Genomic DNA, 22,460 nt, shown 5'->3' with positions numbered 1-22,460 from the left:
ACTTTTTAACGAATAAGGAATAGGAATTCATAAATAAATTAAGGAAATGACCATTCAACACTCTCTTCATCCTGATATCCTTGAGACCATCCGCCGTGCCCTGGCCGAAGACATTGGACCCGGCGACGTCACCACCTACAGCATTGTTCCCGCCACCGCCGGAATGGACGGCCGGATTATCGCCAAACAGGACGGAATCATCGCCGGACTGGATGTGGCCCAGGCCGTCTTCCGGATGGTGGACCCTGACGTGGACTTCCGCCCGGAATGGGACGAAGGCGACCGGATTGCCAACCGGCAGGTGCTGGCCCTGGTCTCAGGCCGGACACGAAGCCTGTTGACTGCCGAAAGGACCGCCCTCAACTTCCTGGGGAGGATGTCCGGGATCGCCACCCTGACCCGTCTATTCGTGGACGCGGTGGCCGGGACCAAGGCGGTCATTCTGGATACGCGAAAAACGGCCCCCGGTTTGCGCCTGGCCGATAAGCTGGCCGTGAAACGGGGCGGAGGGGAAAACCACCGCATCGGGCTGTACGATATGATCCTGATCAAAGATAACCATATAGACTATGCCGGGTCTATTACCGAGGCGGTGAGGCGGGCCCGGTCCGCTCAGACCGAGATGGAGATCGAGGTGGAGGCCCGCTCCCTGGATGATGTCCGGGAAGCCCTGGCCATCCAGGTCGAACGGATCCTGCTCGATAACATGACCCTTGAAATGATGGCCGCAGCCGTCCGCCTGACCGCCAGACGCGCCAAACTGGAAGCCAGCGGCAATGTAACCCTTCAGACCGTCCGCCGGATTGCCGAGACCGGGGTGGATTTCATCTCATCCGGCGCCTTGACCCATTCACCGAGGGTATTTGACCTATCCTTTGAGTATTTATCGAAGAATTTATGAAAACAACCGATGTATTGATCATCGGCTCCGGCATAGCCGGAGCAACAGCCGCCCTGAACCTGGCCCGGAACCCGCAACGCCGCATCATCCTGATCACCAGGGCACCTGATCCCTGCGAATCCAATTCGCGGTACGCTCAAGGCGGGATTATCGGACGAGGGCCGGGAGACTCCCCGGAGCTGTTGGTTGAAGACATCCTGGCCGCCGGTGCCGGAGCCTCTCTGCCCCGTGCAGCACGCATCCTGGCCGAAGAAGGACCGGCCCTTTTGCAGGAAGTCCTGATTGAAACGGCCGAAGTCCCTTTTGATGCACAAGGCAACGGAGAACCGGCCTGGGGACAGGAAGGGGCCCATTCCCGCCGGCGTATTCTACACGTCGGCGACGGGACGGGGCAGGCGATCATCTCGGCCATGATGCGGGGCGTCCGACAAACACCCAACATCGAGTTGATTACCGAGGCCACCGCTGTGGACCTGATCACCTATCCCCACCACTCCCGGGACCCACTGGCGGCTTACGAGCCGGTCACCTGCCATGGCGGTTATGTCTTCGACCGCAAGGGAAAAGCCGTTCACCGTACCTTGGCCCCTTTCACCATTCTGGCCTCCGGCGGCATTGGCCGCCTCTATCGCAACACCACCAATCCGGCCGGGGCCAGGGGCGACGGGCTGGCCATGGCCAACCGCGCCGGGGCCCGTATCCTTAACGCCGAGTATATTCAATTTCACCCGACGGCCCTGGCCGTTCCCGGGGCGGAGGGTTTCCTTATCAGTGAGGCCGTGCGTGGTGAAGGGGGGGTACTGCTCAGGCCGGACGGCAGGCCCTTTATGGAAGCCTATTCTCCCGAATGGAAAGATCTGGCCCCGCGGGACGTGGTGGCCCGGGCCATCCATACCGAAATGGAAACCCACGGCTATTCCTACGTCCTGCTGGATATTGCCTCGCACCTGCCGGCCGGGGAAATCAAGGTTCGATTTCCTAATATTTACTCGGAATGCCAACGGGTCGGCCTTGACATGACCAGGGAACCGATTCCCGTTGTCCCGGCGGCCCACTATTTTTGCGGCGGGGTGGCCGTGGACGAGCGGGGCCGCACCAGCATCGACCGTCTCTATGCTGCCGGTGAAGTGACCTGCACCGGATTGCACGGGGCAAACCGTCTGGCTTCGACTTCTCTGCTGGAAGGACTGGTTTGGGGCACCCGGGCGGCCCGCGATATCGCTTCCCGTTTGGCTGATGGCCCGGAGTCGGCAGTGCCCACCCCGGAGGACATCCCGGCCTGGGACGAATCCGGGCTGACCCAGGACTCCGATCCGGCCCTCATTCAAGGGGACATGCAGACCATCCAGAATATCATGTGGCATTATGTGGGACTCATCCGCTCCGGTGACCGGCTCTCGCGGGCCATCCGCGAGCTGCGACATTTGCAAAACGAGATTGAGACCTTCTATCGCAGGACCAAGTTGAGCGACGGCCTGATCGGTCTGCGTAACGCCGTCGAGGTAGCCCTGATCATTTCCCAGGCGGCCCGCCACAACCGCCAGAGCCGCGGCTGTCATTTCAGGGCCGATAGCGTCGATGGCGGGGACAGGTGGTTGTGAGCGCATCCCCTATAATTATGGGGTCGGGGATCAGGGGTCAGGGGCCGGTCCATGGGGTTTATCCCTTTCCATTTCATCTTTCACTTTGTTGTTTTCCTGATGCGTGGTGCCCCCATGGGACAGGCGAGTTTAATACGAAAAGAAAGTTTCAAGATGTAAGTTTCAAGTGTGGCAAATCTTGGACCTTGGCCTATATTGGGGTGATGTAGGGGCGGGTTTAAAAACCCGCCCCTACGACGGCAATATTTTGATGATTTGTCGGTGCCCCACCAGGGTCATGAGCGTTTTGTTGGAGACTAAATAATGGCTATTAACCCTGATAAAATTATTGCAGAGATAACAAACCTGAAAAAACAAAAGAATGCCGTCATACTGGTTCATAATTACCAACGACCGGAAGTTCAAAATATTGCCGATTTTATTGGGGATTCACTTGAACTAAGCCGGAAGGCGGCTCAAACCGAAGCGGAGGTCATTGTTTTCTGCGGGGTTCATTTTATGGCCGAAACGGCCTATCTGGTCAATCCGGGGAAGACGGTATTATTGCCTGATATCGAAGCCGGTTGTCCGATGGCGGATATGATTACGGCGGAACAATTAATTAAAGAAAAGAAAAAGTTCCCCGGGGCTATGGTCGTCTGTTATGTAAATTCCTCGGCTGCAGTCAAGGCCGAATCGGATATTTGCTGTACCTCGGCCAACGCCGTCAGGGTCGTCCAGAGTTTACCCTCCCAGGGAGAAATCCTTTTTATTCCGGACCAGTATCTGGGACAATGGGTGGCCCAAAAAACAGGCAGAAAAATGCATTTATGGCCGGGATTTTGTCCCACCCACCTGCGGATCTTAGGCCGAAAAATCATCGAGGAAAAGAGAAAACACCCCGGTGCGATGGCGCTGGTGCATCCGGAATGCCGCGCCGATGCCAAGGAAGCGGCGGATGAAGTACTCAGCACCGGCGGCATGCTGCGTTATGCCCGGGAAAGTTCTGGGAGAGAATTCATTATCGGAACAGAGACGGGCATCATTGACCGTCTGAAAAAAGAAAATCCCGGAAAAACCTTCCTTCCCGTCAACAGCAAAGCCGTTTGCCCCAATATGAAAAAAATTACTTTGGAGAAGGTCCTCCGTGCCCTACAGGAAATGCAGTTTATGGTCACCGTACCCCAATCCATCAGGGACAAAGCGTTATCGACCGTCGATAGAATGCTGGCGATTGGACCATAAGGATTCCAGAAAAAAAAATCTATTGGAATTTATAATAAGTGTTTACTGTTTAATATTTCGATGGACCTAATAATAAAATCTTCGAGGTCCAAACTTTTCTTGATTGGAATGTGCTGCTCCGGGTCTTCAGGGGGATGTTCATGGTAAAAACCTCCTTCTCTGTCTACTCCAAAGACCCTGGTATTCCCAAAAATTAATGCCAAATTCAGTTTTTCTTTTCTTAAATTTTCATAGATTTCAATAAAAACCATGGGGAGAATTTCGATCCTCGCAATCAAGGTTATATCGGTGGTATCAAGGCGAACTATTTTAAGACCATATTTTTCAGTAAGATGAATCAGTTGATTCGAAGTCAGCATAGGTTTTTAAAATCCTCTAATCTTTCAGAGGCATACCGTATTCCTTCCACGGCATGTTCCCATTCCATGGCATCCGATTCAACTTCCCAAGAGAATTTTCTTTTTTCAACAATATTTTCTGATTCAAATTTGTTAAAATCCATTCCATATTTTTTTTTCATTACCTCGTCAATCATTTTATATCGAATAAGACGTCTCCGATATTCGTTGACCAAGGCTTCTTTAATTTCATCGATTGGAATAGACCTGACAATTTTTTCAGTGGTTTCAATTGACTCAAGAACCATAACTCCCCCTATTTAAATAGGTTTCCTTTTAATAATATTGGTATAACTTCCGTTTTTTTGTCAAGCTTTATTAGTTCATCCCAAGAGAAGAACCAAACTTATTGACTTTTTACTGAATAAGGAATAGGAAATTCTTTAAATCCGCCATGGTGGATGGGCGGTTTCAATTGAAACAACTGAACGATATAAAGGGAGAACGGAAATGAGCGGACGACTCAGAGGGAAGACGGCGATTATTACCGGCGGGACCAGCGGGATCGGCAAACGAACCGTTGAGGTTTTTGCTGACGAAGGGGCTTATGTGCTTATCGCGGCCCGCCGGGAAAAGGAAGGGCGGGAACTGGCCAAGGCCTTGGGCCCCAAGGTCGATTTTTTAAAAACCGATGTCTCCAAAGAGGCCGACGTCAAGACCATGATCGCCTATGCCGTGGAACGCTTCGGCCGGGTGGATTGTCTTTTTAATAATGCCGGCTGCCCGGCCCCGGTGGGGGGCATAGAGACTATTCCTTTGGACAAGTATGAAGCCGCCCTGTCAGTTCTTCTGGGCGGGGTCATGCTGGGCATGAAACATGTGACTCCGGTCATGAAGGCCCAGGGCTCGGGCAGCATCATCAATAACGGCAGCGTGGCCGGGGTGCTGGCCGGCTATTCTTCTTCCATGATCTACGCGGCGGCCAAGGCGGCCGTGATCCACCTGACCCGATGCGTAGCCATGGAGTTGGGTGAGAAGAACATCCGGGTCAACAGCATCTCCCCCGGCGGCATCGCCACCGGCATCTTCGGCAAGGCCCTGGGCCTGCCGACGGAGGAAGCCGAAAAATCAGCCGAATTGGTCAAACAGGCATTTACGACCTTTCAACCCATCCGCCGGGCCGGTCTTCCGGAGGATATCGCCATGGCGGCTGTTTTTCTCGCTTCCGATGAATCAACTTTCGTCAACGGCCACAACCTGGTGGTGGACGGCGGTCTGGTCGGAGGCAAACAATGGTCCATCCAGCAGGAAGGACTGAATCTGATGCGGGCCGGCCTCGGCATTACTACTGAGACTTGAAGTAAGCTCTTGAAGGCCTACCTCGAAATCGCTGGAAGGAAGCTTAACACAAAACATAAGAGACAGATACCGAGTTTCCTCAGGGGAAGAATAGCACAAGATAGAGGTATACCGTCCGGACTGGCGTCGTTTATGGTCACTCTGTTCAATCGGATGAAGAGAAACCAAACGGTTACTTGTCTATTCCCACCCCCTCAATCGATAATAATCCGTGATCAGACGATTCAGTTCGTCTTCGGTGATCACTTTACCGCTCTCCGGCAGGGCCTCTTTGTGAAATCGGGGAGGCAGTGAGTCCTGGTCCCGGGTCATGCCTTCCCGCAGGTTGAATTCCCGACACTGGGAGATCACCCGGTTGGTCATTTTTTGTATTTCGGCTTTACCCCAATTCAGGCCTGTGGACATATGGATGATCCGGGACAGTTCCGACCAGGGATAGAGGTCCCGGTAAAAACGGCAGAGGATCAGGGTGTCAAAAAGGCACAGCCGGTCTTCAAAATCAATAAACATTTCGGCCTTGCCTTCAATCTGATCCGGATCGATCATCCTGGAAAGTTCGGGTTTGTAAAAAGTGGCCCGTAGATGGCAGGCCCCCCGGTCCGAAGTGGCATAGCCCAGGCCCACGCCTTTGAGCACCCGGGGGTCATAACCGGCCGGCTCCAGCCCTTTAACATGAATGGCGATATCTTCCAGCCCCCACTCGGCGGCGGCTGTTTGGATCCCCTCGGCCAGAACAGCCCCGGGGCCTTGTCGATAAGCTATTTGTTTCAGCAAGGCCGCAATGGCCGGCACATCGCCGTATTCTATTTTTTCCGGAATCTTTCCCCGCTTAGAGGCCTCAATCGTCAGTCCGGCCAGATTCCCGGCCGTGATGGTATCCAATCCGAGACGGTCGCAGATATCATTTAAATACAGGATGTCTTCGATGCTTTTGATGAGGCACAAACCACCGAAGGCATAGATGGTCTCATATTCAGGACCTTCCAGCGTCATTCCTTTATGGGGGCCTTCCTTGACCCTGCTCAAGCGGCCACAGGCGATAAAACAGCGGGCGCAGGCCCGGGGTTGGACTTCACAGCGTTCATGGAGGCTGTCCGCCCCAATGGCTTCCCAGCCCTCCAGAACCCCTTTGGACCAGTACTGGGTCGGAAAGGCTTGGGCCTTATTTAAGACCCCGACCATCATGGGGGTCCCCATTTTCCGGTAATTGGCCACCCCGGCATCGGTCTTGCCCTTTTCCATAATCTCCTGGACAAAGGCCTTGGCCTCATCCGGAAAGGCCAGGGGTCGTTTCCGGTTTCCATAAAAACACATTGCCTTGATCTTTTTGGAGCCCATAACCGCACCGGTTCCGGTCCGGCCGGCCGAGCGCCAGTAATCGTTTTCGATCACCGAAAAGCGGATCAGGTTTTCCCCTGCTGGACCGATCACCAGGGCCGCGGCCCGGTCCGCAGCTTGGCCTATCCTCTTTTTCCCGATCCTTTTTAGGACCGCATCTTCCGTGGCATAGGTGTCCAGGCCCCATAAATCCTGTCCCGGATGAAAGCGCACGGTTTCATCGCTGATCTCCAAAAAGACCGGCTCCTTGGAAATGCCCCGGATGACCAGGGCATCATACCCGGTCCGGCTGATGCTTTCGGCCGCCTTGCCCCCGGAATAGGATTCGGCATAGAGCCCGGTCTGGGGACTCTTGGTATAGATCCCGTGACGACAGGACCCATAAATCGGACTGTCGGTAATCGGACCAAGGGCTATGATCAGACTGTTTTCCGGTGAAAAGGGGTCCACCCCGGGAGGATTATTTTCCAGCAACAGTCTGGTGGCCAAGCCTTTACCTCCCAAACCCGATCCCAATTCCTGATCGGTCAATTCCTGGATGGAAAAGGATTGTTCACCCACGTCAATTTTTAAGATACGATTGAAAAACCCTTTCATATGCTTCACCTTTACTTAAAATAACGGGAATGAACGGCAGGAGAATATGTGAACGCCGCTCGCTTTTGTGAAATATCGTTTGTCTGGCCGGCTTCAGGTCTTATGGCTATATCAGTCTAATCGGCGGGATAGAGCAGATATTTAATCCCTTTGCCCTCTTCTGATAGCCTGAAAGCTTCCTGCCAATTATCGAGGGGAAATTCACCCGACACCAGCGGTTTCAAATCAATCCTCTTCTTTTCCAAGAGATCGATAACCTTGTTCCAGGTCTCATGGTTATGGCCGAAAGAGCCTTTCAAAGTGATTTCCTTTAGCGCCAGATGGTCCATAACCGTTTCAACCGGACGTCCGGACAAGCCCATCTGAACAATCTGGCCCCTTCTGGCCACGCAGGCCAGACAATCGCTTATCGCAGCAGAGACACCCGAGCATTCAATGGCCGTATCGACACCCAGACCGCCGGTCAAATCCATCACCAAATCGAAAAGATTGGTCCTGTCAACCCGGACCACATAATCCGCACCGATACCAACAGCAAGGTCGAGTCGTTCCTGATCCTTTTCCGTGCCCGTGATGATCACCCGAGCGCCAGCGGCCTTGGCTACCAGAACCATCAATAACCCGATCGGACCAGGACCGGTGATTAACACCAGATCATTGGGTTTGATCATGGCAATTTCAAATACCGCATGGACGGCACAGGCCAGGGGCTCGCAAAGTGCGCCTTCCTGAAAAGTCGTTTCATCCGGCAAACGATGAAGGGCGGTGGATCGGACCGCTACCAGAGAGGCGAATCCGCCATCCAGGCTGTAGCCAAAGGCCAGCCTTTCCGAACATAAGTTCGTCATCCCGGAAAGGCAATATCGGCACTTTCCGCAGGATGAGGACTTACTTTCCACGGCAACCCGGTCTCCCGGAAGCCAACCCGTTACGGCCGATCCTGCTTTGGCGACCACTCCGGCAAACTCATGCCCCATGGTGACCGGAGGTCTCGTTTTTGAAAAAAAGCCGTGTAAGATGTGCAGATCTGTTCCACAAATACCGGCCCTTTCGACTTTTATCAAAACCTGACCTTCCCCAATCTCCGGTTCGGGGATCTCTGTCAACTCAACATAACCAGCGCCCTGGGCTGTTTTTCTAAGAGCTTTCAATGGAATCTCCTTTACGATTTTCTAAATCCGCAGATGGTCCAATCTCGAAATCAACAATTCCCCTTATAAAATCCGCCATACGATCGTTAGCCTTTTCAGCCAATCCAGAGGGAAATAAATTAAAAGCATGGATACCTCCAGGGTATACGGCCAGAACGGCTTTATTGCCCGCAGCCGTCCAACGGGAAGACATAAACAGGGAATCGTCGAGAAGGGGATCCATGGTGCCGATAGTGAAAAGGGCCGGGGGCAGACTCTTCAGGTCCGCAAAAAGCGGTGATGCCTCGGGATTGTCCCATTGCTTCCGGGGTGCATAATTCTCATTAAACCATTCCATAGTCCTTGAGGTTAGAATCAACTTTCTCTCTTCCCCCCATATCCTGCAACTGGGAGTTCCGGATAAAAGATAGACCCCATAGATCAAGTTCGCACCTGCAAAATCCATATAGCCATGACGATCTCTCATCCTCAGCAATGTGGCCACACTGAGATTAGCTCCGGCGGATTCTCCTCCGATCAGGATCAGATCCACCCCAAACTCGGCCTTCATGTGCCTGATGGCCCAAAGGGCAGAGGCTTCGCAGTCATCGAGGCCGGCAGGAAAGGGATGTTCAGGGGCCAGTCGATAATCGACGCTGATCGATACCACTTGACAGGCTTTGGCGATTCTAACGCAAGGTTCGTCGTATTGATAGGGCCGGCCGAACATGAACCCCCCGCCATGGATATGCAGATAAACGCCCCTAACCCTGTTCGGGACATAGACACGCAAAGGAATATCGCCTGCCGGTCCAGGGATGGACCTATCCTCAACTTCTTCAAGGCGTCGCATGGGCCATAAGCCCTCTCCCCGTTCCCGGGCATCCCGTAAGGCTTGCGGTGTCTGGGTGTAGGTGGGTGGAAGTTCTGAAAGGATTTTATGGATGCTTTCATTAAACTCAGCGATTTCCTGGTCAAAAGAGTCGGGGCTGAACCATCTTGGATCAAGAATTAGATTGTCAGGCATACAGCCTCCTTTGAGCTTTCAATTTCAGATCAATCCATAAACTGACCGCCGTTTACATCAATGATCTCGCCGGTCAGATAGCTGGATTCGTCCGATGCCAGAAACAGGGCCACCTTGGCTACTTCGTCGACTGTTCCCACACGGCCCAAGGGGATCATCGAAAGGTAATTGTCCCAGTTACCACCGGTAATGCCCTGAGTCATATCGGTCTCGATTATCCCAGGCGCTATGGCATTTACATTAACATTGAATGGAGCCAGTTCCCGTGCAAGAGACTTGGTAAAGCACATCACCGCCGCTTTTGAGGCGGAATAATGTGAGCCCACGGCAATGCCGCCTACCTTACCGGAGACCGATCCCAGGTTAATGATCTTACCACTTTTTTGGCGCTTCATTACGCCCATCACAGCCTGGGAGCAGAGAAAGGTGCCCTTGAGATTGACCGCCAATACCCGGTCCCAGTCTGTTTCTGTGATCTCCTCGATGGGTGCCACCTGGCAGATGCCGGCATTATTGACTAAGATATCGATCCGGCCCCAATTATCAAGCACTTGCCGGACGGCCGACTTCACCTCAGGGCCGGCAGATACATCCACTTTTATAGCCATTGCCAAATAACCGCCTAAATTTATTTTGTCAGCGGCTTGCGTTGCTTCCGGTTCCTTTACATCCCAGACAGCAACTTTTGCTCCTTCCTTAGCCAAGGCCAGCGCAATAGCCAAGCCAATCCCGCATCCGCCGCCGGTAACGATTGCCACTTTTCCTTCACATCTCATCATGCCCTCCTATTTAATCATATTGCACCAATTCTATAGTCACACCTTCATGATCCTTCATGTAGGTCGCCCAGACCCCTGGACGAAGATTTTGTGGCGGACAATTGAACTCGACCCCGGCTTCCAAGAGTCGTTCGTAAAGGGCGTGAATATTTTTAACGGAAAGGGCAAAATGGGTCAGCCCAAAATCGCACTGGCGTATCGGCCGGCCATCTTCCCCCTCCGGTGTATAATATTGGAAAAGCTCCAGGCGGGTGCCGTGGCCCTTGTGCATCACCACATGGGCATCGGCGCCGGAAAGGCCGACCACCCTGGACATCTGCTCACCACTGTAGTGGTCCCTGTCCCAATCCACTTCGAATCCCAAAAGGTTGCAGTAAAACGTAAGTGCTTTGTTTAGGTCTTTTACCGAAATTGCCACGTGATGCCAGTTTATTTCCATGATCTCTTTACCTCCGATAAAGTCAGACCGCCAGCCATTTTTTTAATAGGTCCGGATTGTTAATCAGCTCTTCGGGTGTGCCCTCGAAAACAATTTGACCATGGCCCATGACGCAGACATGGCTTGAAACCTTAAGAGCGATGGCCAGTTTCTGCTCCACCAGGACAATGGAAACGCCGCGTAGGTGGATGTCCCGGATGGCTTCTTCGACTATGGAAACGGTTAGCGGTGCCAGGCCCTCCGTCGGCTCATCGATTAAAAGTACCTTTGGATTTCCCAACAAGGAACGGCAAATGGTCAGCATCTGCTGCTCTCCACCGGAAATGTTACCGGCCTTCGTTTTGCGGCGCTCTCTCAGATTAGGAAAGTAATCAAACATCTGTTCGACGGTCCAGGCCGAGGCTCCTTCAGCGGGGGGCTGTTCACCCATACGCAGGTTCTCGTCCACGGTCAGATTGGTAAATATCTCCCGTTCCTCGGGCACATAGCCGATGCCGGCACGGCATATGGTGAATGACCTCGCACCGGTCAGATCTTTCCCCCTCAACGAGATTTTGCCCGCGGAAGGCACTACCAGCCCCATGATCGATTTGAGAGTTGTGGAACGTCCCGACCCGTTGCGACCGAGAAGGCTGACGATCTCACCGGCTCCCACTTGAAAATCCACCCCCCGCAAAATATGGCTTTTCCCATAGTGAGCGTGCAGGTCGTGAACGGTTAGCAAAGAGGAATTCGATCTTCCATTCATCGGCCCGCCTCCTGGCCCAGATAGGCCTCCCGTACTTTGTTGTTGTTGCGAATTTCATCAGGCGTTCCGGTAGCGATGATGGTACCATAGACCAACACGCTGATTCTATCGCTCAGAGAGAAGACTACATCCATATCGTGCTCTACAATAAATAAGGAATGGTTTTTCGTCAACTCGCGGATGAGTGTGATGGTATAGTCGGTTTCTTCCCGGGACATACCCGCCATGGGTTCGTCGAGTAAAATGATCTCCGGGTCTGAGGCCAGGGTCATACCGATCTCCAGCGAGCGCTGCTCCGAATAGGATAATTCCCCGGCCGGCGTCCCCCGGCGGGGGCTTAACCGCAGGAGTTCCATAAGATGTTCGGTTTTTTCACTGACGGAAGCGATCCCGGAGATCCGTTTCCACAGCGTGTATTGCAGGCCGAAACGTTGCATAACCGCAATCCTCAGGTTCTCATACACGGTAAGCCGGGGAAAGATATTGGTAATCTGAAAAGAACGGGCCAGTCCCAGATGATTGATTTTTTGGGGTGCCAGCCCTTGAATCGGGCGGCCTTTTAATAAAATCTCTCCTTGGTCAGGGGAATACTGGCCGGAAATCAGGTGAAACAAGGTCGATTTGCCGGCGCCGTTCGGACCGATCACGGCGTGGCGCTCCCCCGGGAAAAGTTCCAGATTAACGCCGTTCAGAATAAGGGCCTCGCCAAATGATTTATGCACGTTGTGCAAAGAAAGTATCGAAGTGTTCATGCTCATTCCTCATCAACGAGAAGGCGGTTCGGCTGACTTGAAGCTTTTCCGACCTCGCTATCCTGGATAGCCGCCCCTTCAGGATCCGAATTGTTCTCCTTCAGGATGAACCATTGCTTTCGCGTCATTTTCACCATGAATAAACCGCAGATCAGGCACAGCAGGGGCGCTGACCAGGTCAACAAAGACCCCGGCGGCCACTGGCGGCCGAAAAGGGACACCGGCGGCCAGGCGCTCGATTGGGCCACCCTCAACAGGGATTGATAATCCTGGGAGAATATGCGCTGGGTCATTTCCACCATGAACACGCTCCCCACGATAAGCAGCAGGGCGGACAGGAGGGAAAGGGCCAGAATCGGCAATAACGCCACAAAAGAATGATTTCGACGGGCCTCCATCCACCACTGCATCAGACCGGCAAGCCCCGTCGGCATGAATAACATCACTAGGACAAACAAAACCCCCTGATACAAGAGCCATGACCGGGTCAGGTCGGAGACGGCATAGCCGAAAAAGGTCATCACCGCCGCACCCAAAGCCGGTCCGAGAAAAACATTGACTCCACCGATATAGGTATTGAGCACCACCTCTGCGGAGAGACGCAGATCAAAGATCACATAGTTGCAGGCCTCGTTGTTGATGGCCTGCAGGCTCCCGGCGACACCGACAAACATGGCCGAGACGGCAAAAGCCAGAACCTTTAAAGTGTGCACTTTATAACCCAGGAATCTCAGGCGGTGGGAATTTTCACGGACCGCCAGGGTGAGCCGGCCGACCGGGGTGCCGGTATAAAAATAAAGCATGACAAGCGAGAGGAGCACCCATCCGAGAGTCAGATAATACATCTGGGTGGCATTGCCGAAGCTCAAACCCCAGGCCGGCGCCCGCATGACCGAAATGCCAGCCTCACCGCCGAACAACCCCTTGAGTTGGGAAGAGATAGCATGCAACAACTCTGCAATGGCCAGGGTGATCATCGAGAAGTAGACCCCGGTCCTCTTGGTGGAAAACCAGCCGGCGGCCAGACCGAAAAGGAACCCTCCGCACATGCCTGCCAGGGGCAGCAGCGGTGTAGGCAAAAGGCCTTTCCCCCCTATGTCACTCATTATATGTATGGTGGTAAAAGCCCCCACACCAAAATAAGCCGAATGACCAAAAGAGAGCATCCCCCCCTGGCCGCAAAGCAAGTTGAAAGCGCAGGCGAACAACAAGGCGATCAACATCTGTATGGCCGCATTGATCAGCGACTGGGACAAAACAAGAGGCATTACGCTCAAAAGAACGACCGCGGCGGTAATCAACCAACGTGACGATTTCTTTATCATTCTTTTTCCCCCATCAGGCCGGAGGGGCGAACCAGTAATATGATCAGCATAAACAGATAGGGGATGGTTGCCGCCAGACTGGAAATTTTAAGCGTCATCAGGTCCCCCATCTTTTCAGCCCAGGCCCGGGCCCCAAAAAGGGCAAAAAAGTCAGACAGACTAAGATCGATACCAACGGCAAAGGAAGTAACCAGTCCGATGAGGAGAGAGGCCAGAAGAGCCCCTTCCAGGGAACCCAGGCCTCCGACTACCACTACTACAAATACCAGAACACCGAGTTCCAGAGCCATATTGGGATTGGTGGTATAAAAGGGACCGGCCACGGCACCGGCCAGGGCGGCCAAAGCCGCCCCCATACCGAAGACACCCATAAAGACCAGGGGCACATTGTGACCGAGGGCCTCGGCCATACGGGGCTTATAGATGGCCGAGCGGACTACGATTCCGACCCGTGTCAGAGTGAGTAATAGATAAATAATAATAAACATTCCTATGGCGATACCCCCCATGATAAGCCGGTAAACCGGATAATCGGAACCGAATAGATTAAAGGCGGCAAAATCCAGGAATTTCGGCAGCCGGTAATCCACCGGATAATTGCCATAAAACATTTTGATCAGTTCGGCGATAATAAAAGACAGCCCGAAGGTCAACAGTAACTCATGGGCGTGTCCGTATCGATGCACCCGCCGGAGAAAATAGCGCTCGGTGATACTCCCGACCCCTCCAACCAGAAGCGTTGCTACCACGATGGCCGGCCAGAACCCCAGAGGTTTTTGCAGGGTATAAGCGAAATAGGCCCCTACCATGTAAAAAGAGGCATGGGCGAAGTTAAGAACCCCCATCATGCCGAAAATAAGGGTCAAGCCGGCCGAGACCATGAACAGTAATAAGCCGTAAATAGTCCCGTTGAGCAAGGAAGTGACAAAATAGTCCATGGAATCTCCCCCTTTTTATTACAGAAACATTTTTGAAGCGGCCGGCTGACCCTTAATACGAAAGTAGGTCTGAATTAGTATTACGGTTGCTCTTTCCTCCATCATTCCCGAATGTCTCTATCGGGAATCCAGTGGTTATATCTGGTTTTGCCTTGCCTGGATTCCCGCCTTCGCGAGGAATGATGGGTTACGCGCGTTAAACTAAATTTTCATGATTCGCCGGTGCCCCGTGGAGTATGAGGGCTTAACACAGTAAACAACCCGAATGTTCTTTCATTTAGGCCGTTGCATAGCGTTGTCGGCCTGCACCGGACAGGCTGCCTCATCGGCGGTTAGTACTTTGACTGGCTTAAAGCCCATGTCGGTATCATCAACTTTATACTTGGCATCCTTAGACACTACGGATAAGACAATGGGCAACAGGACTTGGTGATCCTCGGCGCGCATCCTCCATTTTCCGACAGGAGTAGTGATCTGAACAGCTTCAATCGCCTTGACCAGGGTAGTGGTGTTCAGCTTACCTCCCTCAGGTTTTACCTTCTTCAAAGCCTCACAGAGCATTTGCATACCAAAGACTATTGGTGGCTCGACAAAATCCGGATAGTGGCCTGTTTTCGCCTTGTAATCCCCGGCAAATTTTTCCCCTTCTTTCCCCCCGCCTTCGGCATTGAAACCATTGGCGAGATAGTAGCCGAGGGCCACCTCACCGGCATTGCCTATATTGCCGGGCTGATCGAGGAAGATCGTTGCAAAACGGACTTTCAGATTGGCTGCATGGACACCCTTCATCAACAGCAATAAATCATTGGACCAATTTCCCGTAATGACTGTTTCTGCATTGGAATCTTTGATCTTGGCTACATATGGGGCAAAATCCTGAATCTTATTCACGTCATGGAGCGTCGCCCCCACCACCTGGTAGCCCCCCTGGGAAGCGTAATCAAGAATAGCCTTTTGCACATCCTGACCCCACGAATAGTTCTGGTTCATGGAATAGACTCGCTTCCCAAGAACACCGGCTTTCTTCATGGCCGACACCAGTGCCTTCACGTAGATTTCCGCGTTGGGGGAATACCGAAAGTGGTAAAAATGATTTCTCTTACCGGTAAACTCCATTGCCTGGGCGCCTAAGTTATGATAGATAATCTCGTTGCCGGGATTACGCAGATTATGTTTGCGCACATCATCCGAAACCTGTCCACCTATAGCCGATGATGATCCTTGGAAAATTATTTGAACCCCGTCGGCAATGGCCGCCTTTACTTTATCAGCCGCGCCAGCCGGATTGCCTTGACTGTCATATTCAAGCAGTTGGACCGGCGCCCCACCCCAGCCGCCGGCGGCATTAAAAGCGTTTAACACATACTTGACAGCCGCGAGGCATTTCAAGCCGGTTGAAGCCTGGGGGCCGCTGAGTGTTTCGACTATTCCCACTTTGAGCGGTGCCCCTAATGCGGCGGTGACAAAGAAAATACTAAACACTGCCAGCGACAACCCAACCTTCAAGAAACTCCATGTTTTTCTCCTCATCTTTTCAAACATTTTCTTGCCTCCTTTGGTTTTATTTAATCCTGATACTTCTATTTCTTCCCCGGACGATGAATGGCCCGACCATTCCAATCCATAGCCGCCTCCACAATGGTTTCACTCAAATTCGGGTGAGGTTTGATCACCTCGGACAGGTCCTCCACCACCGATTCCATGGTCATGGCCATGACCGGTTCTCCGATAAGATCCGTGGCCCGTGGACCGATAATTTAGTGAACGGCAGCGAACATAATTTTTTCTTCCGTTGCATCGCTTCTATTTATCTCTTCTACAATCTTGCCGGATCGAGCCACGAGGATGCGATTGGAGATTGTAAGAATCTCTGGCAGATAAGACGATATAACCACAACAGCCTTGCCTTCTGCGGCTATGGAACGTATGGACTCATGAATCTGAGTAATGGCACCGACATCCACACCGCGAGTCGGTTCGTCAAAGATTATCACTGAAGGGTCCTGAGCCAGAGATTTTGCCACCGTAACTTTTTGCTGATTACCCCCTGAGTATTCTATGATCTTAAGGCTGCGTTTAAGCGCGGATATCCCTAGGGTCTTAACCCAATGATCAGCCACACGCTTTCGTTCAGGACGCGAGTACAACATCCTGTGTCCTTTTAGGGAAGCGACATAGCCGATATATATATTGTCATCCACAGTCATAGTTTCGAAAAAGCCGTTGTTCTTGCGATCCTCGGTGATATACACAATACCTTCTTTGATTGCTTGCCGCGGGACCCGGTAGCGAATCGGTTTGCCTTTCAGGTAGATCATACCTCCGTAAATAAGATTGCGCTTCCTTACTCCGGCAATGATGTGGGCAATCTCGGTACGACCGGCTCCCACAAGGCCGAAGATGCCAAGCACTTCGCCAGAATACACAGAAAACGACATGTTCTTCACGATATTGCCCATCGTAACATTTTCCACCGATAAAACCTTCTCTCGGTGCTTTTGGGCAGATGATTTAGCTCCACCCGGTGCTTTGTGATTGGAGATATCACGGCCAACCATCATTCGAACGATCTGAGGCCGATCCAGGTTACTTGCTTTAGTTGTGGTGATAAGTTTTCCATCCCGCAGAATAGTTATACGATCTGCCATTTTCAGAGCCTCTTCAATCGCGTGCGAAATAAAAATAATAGCGACATTCTCGGCCCTCAGCCGATTGAAGAGATGAAACAAATGCTGAATTTCTTCTGGTGTCAGGCTGGCGGTTGGTTCATCAAAGATGATGATTTTCGCTTTTTGCCGTACCGCTCGTGCTATCTCCACCATCAGCCGTTGAGCGGTTCCTAATGTCTCTACCAATGCTAACGGGTTAACGTGAAAATTAAGCGATTCTTGCGATTGTTGCGCCCTGATATTAATCTTGCGATAGATCGTGAATAAATCCTCCATACCGAGTTCGAGGTTTTGCGCAACAGTCATTGAGGGAACCAAACTGGTCTCCTGATAAACCATTGTGATCCCTTTTCCCAATGCCTCTGCCGGCGAATGGAAATGCACCTCTTTGCCGTTCAAACGAATACTGCCTGAAGTCAGTTCGATCGCCCCTGCGATTGCCTTGCAAAGCGTCGATTTACCGGATCCGTTTTCACCCAGCAACGCGTGAATTTCCCCGCCATGCACATCGAAGTCGAGATCTTCAATTGCATGAACACCACCGTAAATTTTGCTTCCCTTTACAATGTGTAATTCCGTAAGTTGCGCCGACGTTTCACTTGCCATAGCTATCATTATCTTTATTTCCTATCTTCTAATGATTACGGTCTCTCTAGGTGGACTGGTCTACCTCCACGAGCTTGTCATCTCCTTTCGAGCAAGCGATGATCCTTTTGTCTATGCATCGCACACTTGTCACCCCATGTACTTTTCCACCCACCCGACTGTGAAAACTCTCCACCGCCTGGCCATCAGCATCTAATCTTGCAACTAGGCCGTAAGAACGGGCAGGCGCCCAAGGTTTCTGCACACCCAGCGTCTTTATACGTCCGTACTGGGTAGGATGGAGATAGTGGGATTTGGACGAAAGCGCCGGTCCGACCCAAAACTCGGTCGGTACCTCCGCCATCATTCTGTCGCAATAATCACGTTCACGCAAGACAAAGTCGATTAATTGCGAGCGCACGGCAAAAAAAGCAAGCCAGTAATCACCTTTCAGGCCTCGCGTGATACGCCATGGATAGCCCGCATAATTGGCTACAAGATAACGTCTTTCACCGCTCTGCCGCTCCACTGCGCATAGTTTATGGGACCAGGCCTCCGTAACCAAGACTTGATTCTCATCATGTGATACAACTGCTCCCGCCGGCCAAGAAAGCCCTTCGGCAACGACGCGCGCATTGCCCAAGTCGTTCTCCCAGGATATCAATCGTCCGCTTCCTTTTTCATTCGTCATCAAATCTTGTAGCCATTTATCAGTTGGATTCCGGCGGGAGCCGTCCGTTACATACACTGTTCCGTCCGCAGCCGTAGTCACTGCTGTCGGGCACGCCAACTTCACACCACCGACTGATTCCAACCATTTACTAACAACACCACTTTCACTCAACACACAAACTCCTCGTCCTGACACACAGGCTAACAATTCTCCGTCTTGCGACCATTCCAGCCCGCCTACTTCCGCCTCAAACTTGGCAAACAAACCTCGACGAGTAAAATCCGGACCATCGAACACTAGTATTTCCTTACCGCTCGAAACATAATATTTCCCTTCGGACCCTGACAATAAATCATCAGGGGCAGTCACCTCGGACTTCAGCACGATAGCTTCATCCAGCCTGTTGTTGGCGGCAAAATCGCCGTCCATTACAGGCTTCACGTGGAACCCCGAAATATCCTGATTACGGAATATTAGTGAGTAAATAAACTCTTTAATGACTGACATAACAATATTCCTTCATAAATTATTTTAATTTGTTATTGAGAGTTAATATTGCCGCTTCTGGCCCCAATACGACTCCCATCCTGTCCAATCCGGATCGGCATTCGGTAACCGCACGCGTCCGATTCGATTATTTTCAAGGCCGCCGATGTATAGGTAACCCTTATGCTCGCGGATTGAAGTAATCGTCGGGTGCGAATCCGCAGATGGGTCCCATAATGACTCAATCACCTTTCCCTGGTCATCGAACTTAACGATACAACCGTAATTGATCCCAGGAATCAGCCACTCGTCTGACGGGATTTGCTTGACCATACGTCGCCGAAATGAAGGGGCAGCCATCGCGATATCATAGGCTGGCGCGCGAAGCCCCACTAAAGCAAGCCAATATCTTCCATCCGAAGCCCGGTTAATGTTGTCTGGATAACCGGGCAGGTTGTCAATGAGCACCTCTAAAGTCCCAGCCCTCCCTGTTGCGATCCAATAACGGTAAATCCGGCATCCATATGTACTGGCTATCAAAATTGAGTTCCCGTCGTGTGAGAGGCAAATACCATTCGTGAAGTTTAAATTTCTTAGTATAGTTTTGGTTTTTCCCGTCCCGGGATCATGACAGATAACCCGTCCATTGCCGCGTCCTTCGAATCCGTCCAGCGCCCATTCTTCCAGAGGATACCGTATAGATGGGTCACTGAAGTAAATTTTCCCGTCCGGTGCAATGTCCAGATCGTCCGCCAGGAGAATGCGTGAGTCATCCTTCAACCTGAACCTGGTACGATTTGTCTCGTCTGTGACTTTGAAAACCGTACGGTCGGGTTTAACGCCATACACACCCATGCCAGCTACGCAGACCAGAAGGTTTTCATCCCGATCAAGTGTCATTCCCAAGGGACGTCCACCAATTCTGGCAAACACTTTTCCAACGTTATAATCAGGAGGTTGGAAACGCATGATATGACCTCGACGATCAACACCGTAAAGATTGTCCTGGCAATCCAGAATAATGTCTTCCGGGCCTTCGATTTGATCGAAGCCAAGGGCTTCGGCATTGAGCAGGCGATCATTCTCAGCATAGGGACTGCCACTAACTCGAGCTATAGAAGGCGCCTTTTGAAAATCGACCCAACTTGGAGTCACGTATATCTTCTGCAAGGCTTTGCTTTTATTCTTAAACCACTTGACATCGAGGCCCACCGCTATCAACAGAAGAAGCCCCGCGGCGCCTTTAATCATTCCTCCCAACAAACCTATGTTTGTAAGGCCGTTAAGCACAATGTAAACGATTAAGCCGCCTATCAGGGCTCGCGCCATGGTTCCCCGGCCCCCTGAAAGGCTTATGCCGCCAAGCACGGCCCCGGCCAGAGCATTTATTTCCCACCCATCTCCCACTTGGACACCTGCATTGTTCTGTTGGCAAGCGAACAGCATGCCAGCCAATGTGGCGAGCATGCTGGATATCACATAAGCGAAAAAAATCGCGCACTTATCGTTGATACCAGCATGCCGAGCCGCCTTACGGCTGGAGCCGACGGCCATTATATGCACACCTGGCCGCAGCCTGGTTAAATAAAAATGAAACCCCACCCCCACAACAATAAGGATAACCATGTTGGTAGGCACACCCAAAATGGCGCCACTGCCCAAAAAATCCCAAACGGCCCCACCTTCCCTGCCGGCAACGTCAGCAAACGCGGAGGCGGACGTTGTTACCAGCTTTGTGTAGACGGCTCGACCAATAATGAGGGTAACTATGGTTGTCAAAAAGGGTCGTGTTTTCGCATAAGCGATCAGACCGCCATTCACCATCCCTAATAACGCACCTAACACTAGTTCACTGATAAAAACCACCAGTAAAGGCAATCCCAGGACCAGGTGCAGGTATATCGCAAGAAAGCATCCCAAAGCGAATACCGCGCCAACCGACAAATCGATACCACCGGACATGATGGTCACCGCCATCGCTATCGTCACCAGACCCAAATCGGCGAACTCCTGCATCAAAATTTGTTGCTGGACTATGGACATATAGCCGGGTATAAACAGAATGGACGTCAGAAACACTAAGCACAGCATGGTGAACGGAATAATCGGTTCCATCCATCTTTTTTCGAGCAATTCGCTCAGGAATAATTGAGGCGTGTGCCTGTACCAGAAGCGCATTATCACTTCATTAAGCCTGAAGCCCGAGGCGGTTGAACTCATATTTTTGCCTTCCTTTTACTTTATCAGTCTACCACATTGTTGCATAAAAATTGAACAGAAGTGATACTTTATTAATTAAATAGATTTTGCTTATGTCACTCGATCAATTTTTACCCTTCGGTAAAGCCGTGAGATGCCACATCTCCTTTGTTGTCAAGGGCTCGCAGTACCTTAGTACTACTTCGCCTCTGACGTCTCGGATCTCCGGCATCCTCGGCTTTTGCAACATCGAGGTCTTCTATTAGTTTCCAGCAATATCAGAAGCCCGTCAGGCTATTTCACTTTAATTCATCGATTTTTTTATCGGCGGCCAGCAATAGTATGGAATTTCCGCCGGTCCATTGACCCAGAAAAGAGCCGTATAATGGGCAATTTGCCTTTGCCCAGGCTTGACAACATCTTTGTTCTGCAACAAATGCAGAACCATTGCTACGATATCTTCTCCTAGAATATCTCCCCGATAAGACAGAGCCTTGTGAAAAAACCCCTGCTTCAGCAGGTCACAGTCGGGCATCTGGCCGTCGCTGGCAACCCACACCTTCGCTTTCGATCCGGCATGTTTCAAAGCCTGGCCCACACCGGCGGACTGCGGTCCCCAGACACTGTAAACGGCGGCCAAATCGGGATGCGCCTGAATCACGGTGGAAATGATCTCGTTGCCTTTGTTGGGATCCCAAACAGCGGGCTGACGTGAAACGACCTTAATGGTGGGATCTTTTTTGAACTCGGCTATTGCGGCTTCCGCTTGGTCGCGGGAATAGGGCGCAGCCGTATCACCCTCAATGATCGCGACCTTGCCGGAAGTTTTACCTCCGCCAATCTCCTTGATCATGTCTTGGGCGATCATGCGGCCCACCTGGGGAACATTAATACCTACAAATCCATCACTCACCTGAACCGAGGGCATGTTAACCTGCACCACAAAAATTCCCTGTTGCATGGCCTTTTTGATTACCTGCGCCGTATTGGTCTGGTTTACACTCTGCACCACCAGAACATCCGGGCGCTGGACAATAAGGCTTTCAATCGCCTGACGCTGGACATCAGGCTTTAAATCGCTATCCCTTGCAATGAATTTAATTCCATAGCGCGCAAAGTTCAGCCGCATTATGTCGGTCCATTCTGTCTCCAGGATGCCGGCCCAACAATACGACCACGCCACTGTCTTTCCTTTGACGGCTTTAGTGAATTTCTCGCTAAGTTCGGTGCGCTGATCTTCTTTCGCGAAAGCCATAGTAGACCAGACCACTAGTGCACATAGAATCCCGAGAATAAGCATACCCTTCAAAAAAAATTTACTTGCCTTTAAATTTCTTAATCCAAACATTAGT

The 22,460-nt window shown here is 51.7% G+C and carries 21 protein-coding genes; 4 read left to right on the top strand and 17 right to left on the bottom strand.

Annotated elements, in window-relative coordinates:
- The first annotated feature begins 46 nt into the window (after positions 1–46).
- The 3 genes from nadC to nadA all read left to right on the top strand — a co-directional run bounded on the left by nadC (position 47) and on the right by nadA (position 3,726).
- Entirely contained in the window at positions 47–901 is an 855-nt protein-coding gene (gene nadC, locus HY879_03630; protein ID MBI5602422.1) for a carboxylating nicotinate-nucleotide diphosphorylase, read from the top strand.
- Positions 898–2,502: an L-aspartate oxidase gene (nadB, locus tag HY879_03625; GenBank protein MBI5602421.1), complete on the top strand. Its 1,605-nt coding sequence runs from the start codon at positions 898–900 to the stop codon at positions 2,500–2,502. The genes nadC and nadB overlap by 4 nt, the downstream gene beginning before the upstream one ends.
- Before the next feature lie 303 nt (positions 2,503–2,805).
- Positions 2,806–3,726, top strand: coding sequence for a quinolinate synthase NadA (nadA, locus tag HY879_03620; GenBank protein ID MBI5602420.1), 921 nt, complete (start codon positions 2,806–2,808; stop codon positions 3,724–3,726).
- A 29-nt stretch (positions 3,727–3,755) separates the two neighbouring features.
- On the opposite strand, the gene HY879_03615 is transcribed toward nadA, so the two are convergent.
- Together HY879_03615 and HY879_03610 are read right to left on the bottom strand one after the other, a co-directional pair.
- Positions 3,756–4,085: a hypothetical protein gene (locus HY879_03615; GenBank protein ID MBI5602419.1), complete on the bottom strand. Its 330-nt coding sequence runs from the start codon at positions 4,083–4,085 to the stop codon at positions 3,756–3,758.
- Entirely contained in the window at positions 4,079–4,372 is a 294-nt protein-coding gene (locus tag HY879_03610; GenBank protein ID MBI5602418.1) for a hypothetical protein, read from the bottom strand. The genes HY879_03615 and HY879_03610 overlap by 7 nt, the downstream gene beginning before the upstream one ends.
- 202 nt (positions 4,373–4,574) lie before the next feature.
- Here HY879_03610 and HY879_03605 point away from each other — a divergent pair, with 202 nt between their 5' ends.
- Positions 4,575–5,423 carry a glucose 1-dehydrogenase gene (locus HY879_03605; protein ID MBI5602417.1) on the top strand — a complete coding sequence of 283 codons (849 nt, stop codon included), beginning with the start codon at positions 4,575–4,577 and terminating at the stop codon, positions 5,421–5,423.
- Between the two features lie 180 nt (positions 5,424–5,603).
- Here the strand turns inward: HY879_03605 and HY879_03600 are convergent, their stop codons facing one another.
- The 15 genes from HY879_03600 to HY879_03530 form a co-directional block, all read right to left on the bottom strand.
- Positions 5,604–7,358 (bottom strand): aldehyde ferredoxin oxidoreductase family protein, encoded by a 1,755-nt coding sequence (locus tag HY879_03600; GenBank protein MBI5602416.1) that lies wholly within the window; start codon positions 7,356–7,358, stop codon positions 5,604–5,606.
- 116 nt (positions 7,359–7,474) lie between these two features.
- A complete protein-coding gene (locus HY879_03595; GenBank protein ID MBI5602415.1) occupies positions 7,475–8,509 on the bottom strand; it encodes a zinc-binding dehydrogenase in 1,035 nt (344 codons plus the stop codon).
- On the bottom strand, positions 8,496–9,515 hold the full coding sequence (locus HY879_03590) for an alpha/beta hydrolase (GenBank protein MBI5602414.1): 1,020 nt from the start codon (positions 9,513–9,515) through the stop codon (positions 8,496–8,498). The genes HY879_03595 and HY879_03590 overlap by 14 nt, the downstream gene beginning before the upstream one ends.
- Before the next feature lie 29 nt (positions 9,516–9,544).
- Positions 9,545–10,294, bottom strand: a complete 750-nt coding sequence (locus HY879_03585; GenBank protein MBI5602413.1) for an SDR family oxidoreductase — start codon at positions 10,292–10,294, stop codon at positions 9,545–9,547.
- A 10-nt stretch (positions 10,295–10,304) separates the two neighbouring features.
- Positions 10,305–10,733, bottom strand: a complete 429-nt coding sequence (locus HY879_03580; GenBank protein MBI5602412.1) for a VOC family protein — start codon at positions 10,731–10,733, stop codon at positions 10,305–10,307.
- Positions 10,734–10,755: 22 nt separating this feature from the next.
- Positions 10,756–11,481, bottom strand: coding sequence for an ABC transporter ATP-binding protein (locus tag HY879_03575; protein ID MBI5602411.1), 726 nt, complete (start codon positions 11,479–11,481; stop codon positions 10,756–10,758).
- Positions 11,478–12,233, bottom strand: a complete 756-nt coding sequence (locus HY879_03570) for an ABC transporter ATP-binding protein (GenBank protein MBI5602410.1) — start codon at positions 12,231–12,233, stop codon at positions 11,478–11,480. Before HY879_03570 ends, HY879_03575 begins: the two co-directional genes overlap by 4 nt.
- Before the next feature lie 2 nt (positions 12,234–12,235).
- Complete coding sequence (locus HY879_03565; protein MBI5602409.1) at positions 12,236–13,558, bottom strand: branched-chain amino acid ABC transporter permease; 1,323 nt, start codon at positions 13,556–13,558, stop codon at positions 12,236–12,238.
- On the bottom strand, positions 13,555–14,496 hold the full coding sequence (locus HY879_03560; GenBank protein ID MBI5602408.1) for a branched-chain amino acid ABC transporter permease: 942 nt from the start codon (positions 14,494–14,496) through the stop codon (positions 13,555–13,557). Before HY879_03560 ends, HY879_03565 begins: the two co-directional genes overlap by 4 nt.
- A 273-nt stretch (positions 14,497–14,769) precedes the next feature.
- Entirely contained in the window at positions 14,770–16,026 is a 1,257-nt protein-coding gene (locus tag HY879_03555) for a branched-chain amino acid ABC transporter substrate-binding protein (GenBank protein ID MBI5602407.1), read from the bottom strand.
- A 50-nt stretch (positions 16,027–16,076) separates the two neighbouring features.
- Positions 16,077–16,211, bottom strand: a complete 135-nt coding sequence (locus HY879_03550) for a hypothetical protein (protein MBI5602406.1) — start codon at positions 16,209–16,211, stop codon at positions 16,077–16,079.
- Positions 16,212–16,253: 42 nt separating this feature from the next.
- Positions 16,254–17,771, bottom strand: coding sequence for a sugar ABC transporter ATP-binding protein (locus tag HY879_03545; GenBank protein MBI5602405.1), 1,518 nt, complete (start codon positions 17,769–17,771; stop codon positions 16,254–16,256).
- Positions 17,772–17,817: 46 nt separating this feature from the next.
- Entirely contained in the window at positions 17,818–18,930 is a 1,113-nt protein-coding gene (locus HY879_03540) for an SMP-30/gluconolactonase/LRE family protein (GenBank protein ID MBI5602404.1), read from the bottom strand.
- A gap of 42 nt (positions 18,931–18,972) precedes the next feature.
- A complete protein-coding gene (locus tag HY879_03535; GenBank protein ID MBI5602403.1) occupies positions 18,973–21,129 on the bottom strand; it encodes an SMP-30/gluconolactonase/LRE family protein in 2,157 nt (718 codons plus the stop codon).
- A gap of 283 nt (positions 21,130–21,412) precedes the next feature.
- A complete protein-coding gene (locus HY879_03530; GenBank protein ID MBI5602402.1) occupies positions 21,413–22,456 on the bottom strand; it encodes a sugar ABC transporter substrate-binding protein in 1,044 nt (347 codons plus the stop codon).
- Between the last annotated feature and the right edge of the window lie 4 nt (positions 22,457–22,460).

This window comes from Deltaproteobacteria bacterium (assembly GCA_016219225.1).
Taxonomy (GTDB): Bacteria; Desulfobacterota; RBG-13-43-22; order RBG-13-43-22; family RBG-13-43-22; genus RBG-13-43-22.
Note: the sequence above shows the minus strand (reverse complement) of the source record. Positions and strands in the feature narration are given on the sequence as shown.

Bases quoted from the DNA above. Each gene is read 5' to 3' on its own strand.
- nadC (MBI5602422.1), top strand. From the start codon at position 47: ATGACCATTCAACACTCTCTTCATCCTGATATCCTTGAGACCATCCGC.
- nadB (MBI5602421.1), top strand. From the start codon at position 898: ATGAAAACAACCGATGTATTGATCATCGGCTCCGGCATAGCCGGAGCA.
- nadA (MBI5602420.1), top strand. From the start codon at position 2,806: ATGGCTATTAACCCTGATAAAATTATTGCAGAGATAACAAACCTGAAA.
- HY879_03615 (MBI5602419.1), bottom strand. From the start codon at position 4,085: ATGCTGACTTCGAATCAACTGATTCATCTTACTGAAAAATATGGTCTT.
- HY879_03610 (MBI5602418.1), bottom strand. From the start codon at position 4,372: ATGGTTCTTGAGTCAATTGAAACCACTGAAAAAATTGTCAGGTCTATT.
- HY879_03605 (MBI5602417.1), top strand. From the start codon at position 4,575: ATGAGCGGACGACTCAGAGGGAAGACGGCGATTATTACCGGCGGGACC.
- HY879_03600 (MBI5602416.1), bottom strand. From the start codon at position 7,358: ATGAAAGGGTTTTTCAATCGTATCTTAAAAATTGACGTGGGTGAACAA.
- HY879_03590 (MBI5602414.1), bottom strand. From the start codon at position 9,515: ATGCCTGACAATCTAATTCTTGATCCAAGATGGTTCAGCCCCGACTCT.
- HY879_03585 (MBI5602413.1), bottom strand. From the start codon at position 10,294: ATGATGAGATGTGAAGGAAAAGTGGCAATCGTTACCGGCGGCGGATGC.
- HY879_03580 (MBI5602412.1), bottom strand. From the start codon at position 10,733: ATGGAAATAAACTGGCATCACGTGGCAATTTCGGTAAAAGACCTAAAC.
- HY879_03575 (MBI5602411.1), bottom strand. From the start codon at position 11,481: ATGAATGGAAGATCGAATTCCTCTTTGCTAACCGTTCACGACCTGCAC.
- HY879_03570 (MBI5602410.1), bottom strand. From the start codon at position 12,233: ATGAACACTTCGATACTTTCTTTGCACAACGTGCATAAATCATTTGGC.
- HY879_03565 (MBI5602409.1), bottom strand. From the start codon at position 13,558: ATGATAAAGAAATCGTCACGTTGGTTGATTACCGCCGCGGTCGTTCTT.
- HY879_03560 (MBI5602408.1), bottom strand. From the start codon at position 14,496: ATGGACTATTTTGTCACTTCCTTGCTCAACGGGACTATTTACGGCTTA.
- HY879_03555 (MBI5602407.1), bottom strand. From the start codon at position 16,026: ATGAGGAGAAAAACATGGAGTTTCTTGAAGGTTGGGTTGTCGCTGGCA.
- HY879_03550 (MBI5602406.1), bottom strand. From the start codon at position 16,211: ATGGCCATGACCATGGAATCGGTGGTGGAGGACCTGTCCGAGGTGATC.
- HY879_03545 (MBI5602405.1), bottom strand. From the start codon at position 17,771: ATGGCAAGTGAAACGTCGGCGCAACTTACGGAATTACACATTGTAAAG.
- HY879_03540 (MBI5602404.1), bottom strand. From the start codon at position 18,930: ATGTCAGTCATTAAAGAGTTTATTTACTCACTAATATTCCGTAATCAG.
- HY879_03535 (MBI5602403.1), bottom strand. From the start codon at position 21,129: ATGAGTTCAACCGCCTCGGGCTTCAGGCTTAATGAAGTGATAATGCGC.
- HY879_03530 (MBI5602402.1), bottom strand. From the start codon at position 22,456: ATGTTTGGATTAAGAAATTTAAAGGCAAGTAAATTTTTTTTGAAGGGT.